An 11,782-nucleotide genomic window follows, 5' to 3' on the forward strand; every position below is an offset into this window, starting at 1 on the left:
AAAGCGCTTTGGGAGGGAAATTGACCATGGCGGTCAATCTCAAGCAGCTCGCGGAACTGCTCGGCCTGTCGCAGACGACAGTCAGCCGGGCGCTGAACGGCTACCCGGAAGTCAATGCGGAAACCCGCCAACGCGTGCTGCAGGCCGTGCGCGAAACGGGCTATCGGCCGAACCGGGCCGCCCAGCGCCTCGCTACCGGCAAGGCCTATTCGATCGGCATGGTCATGCCGATAGCGGCCGGCATCGATTCCGACGTGCATTTCGGCGAATTCCTCGCGGGCCTCGGCGAGGAAGCGGTCAAGCACGACTTCCATTTCGTGCTCAATCCGAGCGCGCCGGAAGACGAGGAGGCGACCTTCCAGCGCCTGGCCGCCAGCGGCAACGTCGACGCACTGTTCCTCGCCTATATGCGCGCCAACGACCCGCGCATCGCGATGCTCAAATCGCTGTCGATGCCCTTTGTCGTCCATGGGCGCTCGATCGGCGAGGCACGGGACTATCCTTTCCTCGACATCGACAACACCGGCGCCTTCTATGACGCGACACGGCTGCTGATCCAGCTCGGGCATCAGCGGATTGCGCTGATCAACGGACCCGACTACCTGACCTTTTCCATCCGCCGCCATAAGGGCATGGCCCGGGCGCTGGCCGAGCATGGGCTCAACCTCGACGAAACCCTCGTCCACCACTCGCTTATGACCGACGAACACGGATATCGCAGCATGCAGCGCTTCCTGCAGCAGCCCGACGCGCCGACCGCGGTGCTCTGTTCAAGCACCGTGCTGGCGCTTGGCGCCGTCAGGGCGATCAACCAGGCGGGACTGGCGATGGGCCGCGACATCTCGCTGATCGCGCATGACGATGTGCTGCCGATGCTGAAGCCGGAGAATTTCAGCGTGCCGCTGACGACGACGCGGTCGTCGCTCCGGGCAGCCGGCGGGCGCATCGCGACCCGACTGATTGCAGGCATCCTCAAGAGCGGCGATTATCCCGACCAGGAACTCTGGCGCGCCGAATTGATCGTCCGCGCCTCGACTGGCCCCGCTCCGCAGAAATGAAAACGCGCCGCAGAGGCGGCGCGTCAGATATCGACGGATACCAATTTGCGCTGATCAGAAGCGCGGCGGCTTGCGACCCGCCTTGCGATAGGCAGCGATGACGGTGTTTGCCATCAGCATGGCGATGGTCATCGGACCGACGCCGCCCGGTACCGGCGTGATGACGCCCGCGACCTTTTCCACTTCGGAAAATGCAACGTCACCGACGAGCTTGGATTTGCCTTCGCCCTTTTCCGGCGCGGACACGCGATTGATGCCGACATCGATGACGGTGGCGCCGGGCTTGACCCAATCCGCCTTGACCATTTCCGCACGACCGACAGCCGCCACGAGAATATCGGCATTGCGGCAGACTGCCGGCAGATCCCTGGTGCGCGAATGGGCCGTCGTTACGGTCGCATTGGCGGCAAGAAGCAGGGCCGCCATCGGTTTGCCGAAAAGGTTCGAGCGGCCGATAACCACCGCATTCAGGCCCGAAAGGTCTTCGCCATGGGTCTGGCGCACGAATACCATCGCGCCGGCGGGCGTGCAGGAAACCAGACCGCCTTCGAGATCGCCGGTCGCAAGCTTGCCGGCGTTGACGACGTGCAGGCCGTCCACGTCCTTTTCCGGCAGGATCGACTGGATGATCGGTTCGGAGTTCAGATGCTTCGGTAGCGGCAGCTGGACCAGAATGCCGTGGATGGCGGCGTCCGCATTGAGCTTGGCAACCAACGCCGCCAGATCTTCCTGGGTCGTTTCTTCAGGCAAGGTGTGCTGGACCGACTGAAAACCGCATTCCTTGGCCATCTTGCTCTTCGAAGAGACATAGGCATGGCTTGCCGGATCATTGCCGACGATCACGACCGCGAGACCGGGGCGCACGCCCGCATCAGTTTCGAGCGCCTGTGTCGCGGATTTCACGGCCTCGATAACCGAAGCGGCAACCTGCTTGCCATCAATCACAGTCGTCACGGCATTCCTCCTGGCTTCCTGTTCGCGGGACACTCTAATTCGCCTCGGGAAAGGCGATTGCCTCAAAGCGCCCTATGCTGTCCCAAACGCATAAATGCAAGGGGTCGGCATGGCCAGATGCACGTTTGCAGCGCAGGCCGCGACATTTCCTCTCATCACTGAAAGGCTGCCTGCTCGTTCTTCGCAGATGCTGAGGTTCAGCGACGCGCGACCTTCTGGCGGGAGTAGCTCTCGACGCGCGACCTGAGCGCGCGAAGATCGTCCTGCACCTTGGCGATGCCGAGATCGTCCTCGGGCTCGATAGCCAGGGGCGACGGCCTTGTCGGGGAAGCCTGGCTTGCCAGCTCGCGCGAAGCGAGATAGGCGGCAGCCAGCGACTGCGCATGGTGGGCTGCTGGCGAGAATGGCGGCGGCAGATCCGGTTCGCGCGCCTTCATTTCTTGCTCATTGCGCGCGCCAGGCCCCGGTTCCGGGTCGGTGCCCGGCTCTGGCGGATCCGGGTCGACAGTCTCCGGCGGCGCACCCCTCGGGCCGACAAACAACCCGTTCAGGCTGCGATAGATGCCGAGCAGGATACCGAGACCGAAACCGGCGAAAAAGCCCGCAAGCGTTGCGCCGATGACGATGATCTTGCGCGACGGCCCCTTGGGCTGCAACGCAGGCTCCGCCCGCGAAACGACGCGGATGTTCTTGGCCGTCAGCTTTTCTTCCTCGCGCGTTTCGCTGGCGCGCTTCAGGAAGGACTCGTAGATTTCGCGGGTCGCGGCAGCATTTCGCTCCAGTTCGCGCAGCTCGACCATCTCGCCGGACGAATTGATCTGGCGGGCCTTCTGCGCTGCGAACTGCCGGACCAGATCCCGCTCCGCACTCTCGGCACGATCGAGTTCGGTCTGGGCGGTGGCCGCAATGCGCCGCAGCTCATTGGCGATCTCGGCGCGGGAGGATTCAAGCGACTGTACGGCGGCAATGCGCTGCGGGTGACGGGGACCGAGGCTTGCATCGAGCGAGCTCAACTGCGCCCTGGTCGCCGCATATTGCTTGCGCAGCTCGGCGAGCGCCATCGAGCTGACTTCCTCCGGAAAGGCGCCGGTCAGCACGTCATCGAGCCGGACCTTGCCGGACACGTCGGCCTTCGCCTTTGCTTCGGCGATCCGGTTGCGCGCAGCAGCGACCTGATCGCTGAGGCTGAGCAGTTGTTTGTCGGCGATCAGCTCGCCGCCGGCGCCGACGATATCGTTGCGCGCCTTGTATTCCTCGATCGCCTTTTCAGCGGTATCGAGTTCGGCCTTGAGTTCGGAGATACGCTGATCGAGCGCCGCGGTGGTCTTCTGGAAGAAGCCGGACTGTGCCGCCGTCTCCTCGCCCAGAAAGGTTTCGACCAGGCGGTTGACGATCAGCGCCGATCTCTCCGGGCTTCGGCTCTGCGCTTCGACGATGACGATGAAGGTCTTGGGATCGCGCCAGACGCGGATGGCGTCGCTCAGTTTCTGCAGGGTGCGCGGCGAGACTTCGCCTTCCGCCGCGCCAGTTCCTGAAAACTCGGCATCGTTCTGCAGATCGAGATCACGTGCGACCTTCTCCATCACGGTGCGCGAGCGCAGAACCTCGAGCTGGCTGTCGACAAGCGCAAGAATGGCTTCCGTCGCCAGCGACTGCTTGGAGAGATCGGAATCCGTCAGCCGCACCTCGCGCGGGTCGATATAGAGCCTGCTCTCCGAGAGATAGATGCTGGGTGTCGACAGGGCGATCGCGACGCCGGCGACGGCGCCGAGTATCGTCGTGGCGGCAATGACGAAACGAACCTGCCAGACGGAGCGAAGCACGGCCTTGATGTCGACGAGCGGTCTGTCACCGGGTGGCAGCAATGCATCTCCACCCGAACCGTCGGAGGCGTCGTCCGCATCCCGACCGGCCAGCCACCGGGCAATCTTGCCGTCCGCACCGCCAAGGCCACGCTGCGGCCGAGTAGCCGGACCGCTCAGTGCCGACGGTATCTTGGGTTGGGGTGTCGCGCGAGCTGCATGCCGCGACGCGGCATAGCCCGGCTGTGTAGCCGCTTGATCGGCCTCGACAAAGCGGTCGAGCAACGACGAGCCGGCGGATCCTCGGCCTTTGGCGTCGGGCTTTTGCGCGCGCGCCGAGACCCGCGGGCCCCCTGCTGCGATATCGAGCAACGATGCACGCGGAACCGGGCGTTTTTCGTCGTCGACGTTGAACATGACTTATCCCGCGGCTGCCGAGATGGCGAATTCCGAATAGTGAATTCAACCTAAGGAAACAGGGAAAACAAATGGTTAATTTTGGAGAAAGAACCAACCCCAGAAACGGGCGATCTCACGCCTTATTAAGCTTTCCCGCCTATGACGGGAGAGACTCCTGGAAGTTCGATCGTGCACCACCGCATCAAAGCGCTTTATCTTCGCCACAGGGCGCTTGTTCACGCCTATCTCTCGATGACGGGGGGTTCGGCGGGGCGGCTCGTGTTGTCGCTTGCGTATTTTATCGCTGTTGCCAACACGCTTTCCATCGCCGATTTCGGTCTCTTTGCCACGGCGTCCGCCGCCGGCATCATGATCTCGCGCGCACTTGCCTTCGGCTTCATGTCGCCGCTCTACCGCGTGGCGACGGTGAAACCGCTGCTGGTGGGTACCTATAGCGCCGGGTTTCTCGTCGGCGCGCTGCTTTCCCTGCCGGTGATCGCACTGATCTGCGTCGGCACCTTCATCGCGCTTTTTTCACGCGACATGTCGGCCGGCACCTTTGCGGCCTTCATGGCGGCCGAGATCATCTGTTGGCGCGGGCTCGAAACGGCGGTCATCGTTCTCAACGGCCTCGGCCGCTTCGGCCGCGGCGCTCTGCTCGTGGTCATCGCCACGGCAATCCGCACGGCGGCGGCGCTGCTGTTTGCGCTGCTTCAGGTCAACACGCTTGGCGCCTGGTCGCAGTTCTATCTCGCCGCCAACGCCATCAGCCTCGTCATCGCTCTCGTACTGTTTTACCCAAGGGTGCGTCTTCGCTGGCAGCCCCGGCTCTACTTCCGCCGCTGGGGCGATTCGGTCTCGGTCGCAGGCGCCGAAATCCTCTTCTACATTCAGTCGGAGTTTGACAAGATCGCCGTGCTGGCGATCGGCGGCCCGGCCGTATCCGGCATCTATGCGATCCTGATGCGGCTTGCCGATCTGACCGCCCTGCCGGTGCGCTCGTTCAACACGCTGCTCGTCCAGCGGATCATGCGCACACCCGATGCGATCGCCCGCTGGCCCGTTCGCCTATCGATCGAGTTTGCCGTGGCTGCCGCCTCGTTTGTCGCCATCGCTGCAATGGCCGTTTATCTTTACGTTTTCCCGAACGGTCTGGGCCATAACGTTTCGGCTGCAGCACCGATCGTGGCGATGATCCTGCTGGTACCATCGTTCCGCAATCTGATCGAGTATCATTCGGAACTGCTCTATGCGACCGGCCGCACCGTGCGGCGCATGGCCAACCTGCTGGTCGCGGGCGTGGTGAAAGTGGGGTTGCTTGGGATGCTGCTGACGACGACCACGGATGTTGCCGAGTGGGCGCCATCGCTCAACCTGATCTTCCTGGTTTTGTATTTGCTATCCTTCGGCCTGACCTATACCGCGCTGAGCAAGCCGGCCAACCGGGTCATCTGACGCGAGTTCGACCACAGCTTTGCGGATATCGTCGAGATCGTGGCCGACGAACGACTGGACGCCGATGCCGATCTGGTGCGGGGCCATATCCCTTAGGAAATCCCTGAGGCCGGCAATGCCCTGCCGATAACTGTCGTCGAACCAGAGCACGTGGCAAAGTGCATCGGATGAGGGCTTGTGCCCCTGCCCGCCCATAACCTCGTCGACGAAGCGGCCATAGATCGTGCATTCGGAAAAGGCGCGTGTTTTTGTCACCGCTCGAACCCAGTTGCGGCCATGCAGCGCTTCAACATGGTCGACGAGCTTGCGGCATGTGTCGTTGCGCCAGGCGATCAACGTATTGATGTAATCGTTGGCCGGCAGCGCATAGGGGCCGATACCGAGAAGCCGATCGGAATGCGCAAGCCATGCCAGATGATTGGAGCGCATATTTGCGTCAATCGCCGCATCCTTGCGGTAAAGCGTCAGTCGGCCGTCCCGCCAGAGTGTGGCGGGGTCGAAGTCGCGAAGGAAGACGACATCGGAATCGACCGCGAACATCGCCGCCTCATCGATATGGCGGGCAAGCGCCAGACGTCGAAGCTGCTGAACGTGCCAGCCGCGCAGTGGTAGGCCAAAGGGGCTCAGCCAGATCTTGCGGCGCCCGCCCGAGAGCGGGTCGGTGACGGGACGCAGCCACCAGGGCAGAAGATCGCGCTCGTCGATGACCTGCCGCCGCGATCCTTCGAGTTGCCGGAAAAGCGTGACGTCGAAATCGGCGACGAGCAGATAGTGCACCCAATCGCCCTGCAGCCGCCGATCCATGCTTTCGCACATCAGGCGGCAGCGCTCGAAATCATTGGCGTAGGACGCAGTGACAACAGCGGTTCGCCTGGAGGGCTCGGTCAGCATTTTCGCGCTCCGAGGCTGGAGTTGCCGACGCTTTTTCGAGCGCGGCCCGTCAGCTTGTGCAGGAATACACGCAGCAGGAACAGCGGGTTGCCGAGGACATAGCGGCGCCACATGCGCTTCGGCTCAAGAGCCAGCCGGTAGAACCATTCGAGCCGCAGCTTGCGCAGAAGCTTCGGCGCACGCGGGAACTCCTGAGCGACGAAATCGAACAATGCGCCGACGGTGATCACCAGCCGTGCATCCTGCGGGCCGACATAGGTATCGACCCATTTCTCCTGCATCGGGCTGCCCATTGCCACGAGAAGAATATCGGCTCTCAGAGCCCGCACGTCGGCGAGCAGTTCGCGCGACCGGCTGCGATCGAAGAAACCGTCCGAAACAGGCAGGAATTCGTGCCAAGGCGCGTGTTTGCGAAAGTTCTCGGCCGCGCGCGCCAATACGTCCGGCCGCGCGCCGATCATCGCGATCCGCATCGGCCGATCGAGGTAGGTCAGCAAGGCCGGAACGAAATCGGTGCCGTTGAGATTGGCCGGGAACATGCCTCCATGGAACAAATAGGAAGCGATATCGACGCCGTGGCCATCGGGAAATACGATCTGGCGGCGCAGCACATCCCGATATTCGGTGTCCTTCAACATCAGGTTGGCGTTGTTCGCATTGAGAAAGGCAAGACTCACCTGTCCACTGCTGCGAGAAACCGCGTCGTTGGCAAAGGCGAAAGCGCTCGCCCAGCCGAGATCGGCGACCGGCATGCCCAGGATCATGCGCTGCGATACCGCAACGTTCGAGGCGGCGACAGATATGGTCACGACCGGCCTCCGTCGTGGACCTTCAATCGTGGTCGAACCTGGGCGCTTGCGTCATTTGCGGCAAGGCCGGGCAACACATCCAGCATGACCTGCATCATCCTGGCCTTTTGAGTCCGGTGGAACGCTGCGCCGTCCAGGCGCTGCGAAAGGCCGGCGCGCGCGTGGGCGACCTTTTCCACCAGCAGGCGGGCAAACTCCCGGGGATCGTCGGTCGGCGTGCAATTTTCCGGGATCGTCTCGATGCCACGCAACGAAGCCTGCGTGGCAACCGACGGCATGCCGAGCTCGAACGTCTCGATACTTTTCAGCTGTACCCCCGTGCCGCCACGGCTGATCAGCGGCACGACGGCACTGGCCGCAACGAAGGCGCGGGCGTCCGGCACGCGACCAACGAAACGAATGCCCGGATGCGAAACGACAGGCGCTCCATCCAGTTGCCCGGCGATCGCGATCGACATGTCCTGGGGAAGATGGGGCACGACCTGATCCAGGAACCAGTCCAGGCCGAGCCGGTTCGGCCGCCAGCTCCAGGTGCCGATCAAGCCGAGGTCGTGCTGGCGCTGCACATCAGGCACAATCGGCGCGTCCCAGCCGGTAACCAGCGGCAGCACGAATGCCCGGTCGTAAACAGCACGACCGAAACCGAGACGATCCGCCTCGGCGAAGGTCCACAATCCGACGGCATTCTGCGCCAGTTGCTGTTCGTAGCGTTCGAGATACAACGCCTCGCGCCGAAAGAGGAAGCGCTCCAAAAGGCCCTTGGCACGCTCGGCATTTTCCAGGGCGGAATCGGCCTCGACATTGTGAGCGACATAGATCGACGGATAGGACCTGAAAACTTGAGCGAACGCCGCGGGCAGTTGCACGGAATTGAGGACCAGACCGTCGAAGGGTGCAAGCCCGTCGAGGATCGACTGGATCCGGCCCGCCGATACGCCAAGCATCTTGGCTGACGACACCGAGGTGCGATTGAGAAAAGCGGTCGCAAGCCAGCTCAGCTTTTGCAGGCGGCCAGCCTTGGCATTGGTCACTTCCAGTTCGCCAAGCAGGTGCATCTCGCAGTCGGGCGCGGGCGCCGCCCGGGCTGCAGAAATCCGATGACACTGACCCGATGGCCAAGCGCGAGCAGACCGTCAAGCACCGCACGATTGGCGATATCGAAACCGGAGGCGGGATTGTCTACGGGAACGAGTGAGGAAACCAGGACCAGATGCATTTTGCCACACGTCATGGATGGAGCATTGCGCCTTTCTTTAGCAGCGCGGGGTGAAGGACCGCTTAAAGCATTCATTCAAAAGTCGTTTTGCCGGTTCAGCATCTGTTTAGGAAGATTTGCTTTAGTGCTTGCCAGCAATCCGCTTGCACAGGTTTCACGATGACGTCTATCGGCCAGGATATTTCCGTCTATTTCCGGACCGAGTTGGAAGACGCCGGTGACATCGAACTCGTCGTGGTGCTACCGACCTTTCGGCGCCCGGAACATGTCATCAAGACGCTGAAAACCATTGTTTCCCAACGGCCTGACGTTGCCTTTGCCACGGTCGTCATCGAGAACGACGATGAAGGTCTGGCAGGTGCTGCGGCGGCGAAGGACTTCTTCCTCGGGCACCCGTCCGACTCCATCGTCATCATCGCCCACCAGCGTGGAAACTGCTACGCCTACAACGCCGGCTGGGCGATGGCGCTCGAAACCTATCCCAACCTGCGCGCCATTGCCATCATCGACGACGACGAGATCGCCTCACCCGAATGGCTCGATTGCCTCGTCACGGCACAGCAAGCGACCCAGGCGGACATGGTCGGCGGTCCACAGCTGCCGGTTTTCGAGGATATGAGCGGGCAGAAGTGGAAGCGGCACCCGGTGTTTACGCCCCATTATGAGACGACAGGACCTGTGCCTATCCTGTTTTCTTCGGGTAACGTGCTGGTGACGCGCCGGGTTCTCGACGCCATGCCGCGCCCGTTTCTGGACCCGGCTTTCAACTTCATCGGTGGCGGCGACGCCGACTTCTACAGCCGCAGCAAGGAGAAGGGGTTTTCGTTCGCCTGGACCAAGGAGGCCTGGGTGGCGGAAACGGTGCCGGCACGGCGCACCAACGCATCATGGATCCGTGCGCGAAGCCTCAGAAACGGGGCAATTTCGACGATGCTCGAGCACCGCCGGGATCCGAGCTTTGGCGGACGGGTGAAGACCTTCGGCAAATCGCTTGCGCTGCTTGGCGCCGCTATCCCGCGCGGCATCAAACTATGGAGAAAAACCGGTCTTGCCGCCGCCGGTCTCTACCACTTCTATGTGGCTGTCGGGCGGCTGATGGCGGAGTTCGGCCTGGTCAACGAACAATACCGCAACCCCGAAAAGAACTGAGCGCCGCTGAGTGGCGATCAGTGGGTGCTGGCGTTGATGCTGCCTTCCGGCAACTTGTCGTTGGCGACGTTGCCGTTCTTGTCGACGATGGCGACCGGCTTCTGACGCGGGACGTTCTGGCCGTTGGCCACGCGCTTGACGTCGTCCTTGGTCAGATATTCGAGCTGTTCGACGAGGACCTCGGTGATCACCTCGCCGCCAAGCTTCTTGTTGAGCCCATCCTTGACCGTCGACTTGAAGGTCGGCAGGTCGAACGTGCCTGTGTCGCCGACATCGATGAACCTCGAACCGACCAGCATGTCGTAGAGTTCGTCGGTGACCATCTGGCGAAGCGGCGCGCGCAGATTGTTGATGCCTTCCTTCGTCGCCGAGAAGGAAAGCTTGGTCAGGAAATAGCCCTGTACGGCGCCGTCCTTGATGACGGGAACCGTGATCATTTCTCCCGGAACATATTGCTCCGATGCACGCCGCGTTGCTTCCGCATCCGAGACGACGGGCGCCGAGGCGCTCTGCATCGAATAATAGACGGATCCGAGCGTGACGGCGCAGACCCAAACCCCGGTGAGAACGAGCTTGAGCATTCAGAAATCGCTATAGCGGAACTGCGCTTCGGAATAGATGCCGTCGGCATCTGCATCCTGGGCGGCGGTCTTCAGCAGATCGACGACGGATCGCACTGCGTCGAGGTGGGCTTCGACCTTTTGCGAGTTGATCTCGAGCTTGTCGCGCAGGTGACGGGTCTGCGACGCGAAGGCCGGCGAAAACTCGCCCGGCAGCGTATCGCGGTGCAGCATCGTCAGTTCGTAGAGGCAACGGCTCTTGTGCGCGTTCGACGTCTTGATATCGAACTCCGGATCGACGCCGATACGGCTGTTCTCATTGTCGATGATCATTTCCAGCCGGCCAAGCACGTTCTGGATCCGGACGTCGTTGGATGCCACAGCTTCCATAAATGAACTCCCAATTAAGCTTGTTTGTTTTTATCGTCTTCAGTCGTGTAGCCAGTGAGCGTCTTGCGCTCGTATTCCTGCACGAGGCTTGCGGCCAGGTTTCGGCTGTTGCCATCGAGCGAGGCATTGACACGTTCGCGCGCATCGCCGGCAGCCAACTGGTCGGCAATGCCGATGCCGCCGCTCTTGGAAATGACATCGCCGATCTGCTCGGCCATCATGCTTTTCCAGATGTCGCCGGACGTGCCCTTTCCGAAAACATTCTCGCTGTCGTTCGGAAGCATGGATTTCACGAAATTCTGCAGGATCATCGCTTCGAACTTGCGATAGGTCTCGGGAACCTTCTTCTGCTCGACCCGGTTGTTGATATCGCCGAGGCCGCTCGATCCCTCCGAAGAGTTGAGGACGTTGACGGCGGCGGCGAAACCGTTGCCGTTTTCGGCGAGGCTCGTCGCCTGGAAGGCGGCGCGATTGGCCTTCAGCCGGGCCTGCGCTTCCTGCACCTCGGCCGGATCGGCCGCGCGCACGACGTCCATCACCAGATCGCTGGGCGGAGAGATAGCCATGACAAATCCTCTCGACAACGGCATCGCAGCGACCCCGACCGGGCCGACGCAATCGCGCGTTCAACATCTCGACCGAACGTCCCACCACACGGGGGTGGAGCGTTCCGGATGTCGCACTATCGCCCGTCAACCTTACCGGAAGCTGGCGCTTGGCGGGCAACGTGTTGATCGATCAGGTCATAGATCGAATTGTCGGCCTCTTCCCGGTCTTCCGATTGCCGGGCATCCTTCATGTTTTCCTCGAGCCGGTCGGCCTTGGCCCGCTCCTTCAGCATGCGCGCTTCGTGCGTCTGCTGGATGCCGAACAGCATCTGGTCCTTCTGCACGAGGCGCCCGACCTGCGAGGAATAGTGGCCGGAAAACATGCGATGCATCGGATGGGCCGAGCCCATGGCATCGACGACGACATCAATCGTCTCGGCCAGGGCCTCGCGCTGCCGCACCATCTCGACAAAGTCAGCCTCGGCCATCTGCTCGAGATGCCGTTGGACTGCGACCAGGCGCTTGAGCTTCTGCGACCGCGTCTTCATGTG

The 11,782-nt window shown here is 62.1% G+C and carries 12 protein-coding genes; 3 read left to right on the forward strand and 9 right to left on the reverse strand.

The window, feature by feature from the left end:
- Window positions 1–26: 26 nt before the first annotated feature.
- Window positions 27–1,058, forward strand: coding sequence for a substrate-binding domain-containing protein (locus BKP54_RS12360; RefSeq protein ID WP_025425959.1), 1,032 nt, complete (start codon window positions 27–29; stop codon window positions 1,056–1,058).
- 54 nt (window positions 1,059–1,112) lie between these two features.
- On the opposite strand, the gene folD is transcribed toward BKP54_RS12360, so the two are convergent.
- Both folD and BKP54_RS12370 read right to left on the reverse strand, forming a co-directional pair.
- Complete coding sequence (gene folD, locus BKP54_RS12365) at window positions 1,113–2,012, reverse strand: bifunctional methylenetetrahydrofolate dehydrogenase/methenyltetrahydrofolate cyclohydrolase FolD (RefSeq protein WP_025425958.1); 900 nt, start codon at window positions 2,010–2,012, stop codon at window positions 1,113–1,115.
- Window positions 2,013–2,209: 197 nt separating this feature from the next.
- Window positions 2,210–4,231 carry a GumC family protein gene (locus BKP54_RS12370; protein WP_025425957.1) on the reverse strand — a complete coding sequence of 674 codons (2,022 nt, stop codon included), beginning with the start codon at window positions 4,229–4,231 and terminating at the stop codon, window positions 2,210–2,212.
- Window positions 4,232–4,402: 171 nt separating this feature from the next.
- Between BKP54_RS12370 and BKP54_RS12375 the strand changes: the two genes are divergently transcribed.
- Window positions 4,403–5,668 (forward strand): lipopolysaccharide biosynthesis protein, encoded by a 1,266-nt coding sequence (locus BKP54_RS12375; protein ID WP_245317826.1) that lies wholly within the window; start codon window positions 4,403–4,405, stop codon window positions 5,666–5,668.
- On the opposite strand, the gene BKP54_RS12380 is transcribed toward BKP54_RS12375, so the two are convergent.
- From BKP54_RS12380 to BKP54_RS12390, 3 genes are read right to left on the reverse strand one after another with little or no spacing between them, the layout of a single operon-like run.
- A complete protein-coding gene (locus tag BKP54_RS12380) occupies window positions 5,612–6,559 on the reverse strand; it encodes a DUF6492 family protein (RefSeq protein ID WP_025425955.1) in 948 nt (315 codons plus the stop codon). The two genes, BKP54_RS12375 and BKP54_RS12380, sit on opposite strands and share 57 nt — an antisense overlap.
- Window positions 6,553–7,368, reverse strand: a complete 816-nt coding sequence (locus tag BKP54_RS12385; RefSeq protein ID WP_239637564.1) for a WecB/TagA/CpsF family glycosyltransferase — start codon at window positions 7,366–7,368, stop codon at window positions 6,553–6,555. The genes BKP54_RS12380 and BKP54_RS12385 overlap by 7 nt, the downstream gene beginning before the upstream one ends.
- On the reverse strand, window positions 7,365–8,423 hold the full coding sequence (locus BKP54_RS12390; RefSeq protein ID WP_084814480.1) for a glycosyltransferase family 4 protein: 1,059 nt from the start codon (window positions 8,421–8,423) through the stop codon (window positions 7,365–7,367). The genes BKP54_RS12385 and BKP54_RS12390 overlap by 4 nt, the downstream gene beginning before the upstream one ends.
- A 320-nt stretch (window positions 8,424–8,743) precedes the next feature.
- Here BKP54_RS12390 and BKP54_RS12395 point away from each other — a divergent pair, with 320 nt between their 5' ends.
- Window positions 8,744–9,733 (forward strand): glycosyltransferase, encoded by a 990-nt coding sequence (locus BKP54_RS12395; RefSeq protein ID WP_025425952.1) that lies wholly within the window; start codon window positions 8,744–8,746, stop codon window positions 9,731–9,733.
- 17 nt (window positions 9,734–9,750) lie between these two features.
- Here BKP54_RS12395 and BKP54_RS12400 read toward each other — a convergent pair whose 3' ends face one another.
- The 4 genes from BKP54_RS12400 to BKP54_RS12415 all read right to left on the reverse strand — a co-directional run bounded on the left by BKP54_RS12400 (window position 9,751) and on the right by BKP54_RS12415 (window position 11,779).
- A complete protein-coding gene (locus BKP54_RS12400) occupies window positions 9,751–10,314 on the reverse strand; it encodes a hypothetical protein (RefSeq protein WP_025425951.1) in 564 nt (187 codons plus the stop codon).
- Window positions 10,315–10,683: a hypothetical protein gene (locus BKP54_RS12405; protein ID WP_025425950.1), complete on the reverse strand. Its 369-nt coding sequence runs from the start codon at window positions 10,681–10,683 to the stop codon at window positions 10,315–10,317.
- Between the two features lie 14 nt (window positions 10,684–10,697).
- A complete protein-coding gene (locus BKP54_RS12410) occupies window positions 10,698–11,249 on the reverse strand; it encodes a rod-binding protein (RefSeq protein ID WP_025425949.1) in 552 nt (183 codons plus the stop codon).
- A gap of 116 nt (window positions 11,250–11,365) precedes the next feature.
- Window positions 11,366–11,779: a hypothetical protein gene (locus tag BKP54_RS12415; RefSeq protein ID WP_025425948.1), complete on the reverse strand. Its 414-nt coding sequence runs from the start codon at window positions 11,777–11,779 to the stop codon at window positions 11,366–11,368.
- Window positions 11,780–11,782 lie beyond the last annotated feature (3 nt).

Origin of the sequence: Ensifer sp. 1H6 (assembly GCF_001976035.1) — a bacterium.
GTDB lineage: Bacteria > Pseudomonadota > Alphaproteobacteria > Rhizobiales > Rhizobiaceae > Ensifer > Ensifer canadensis.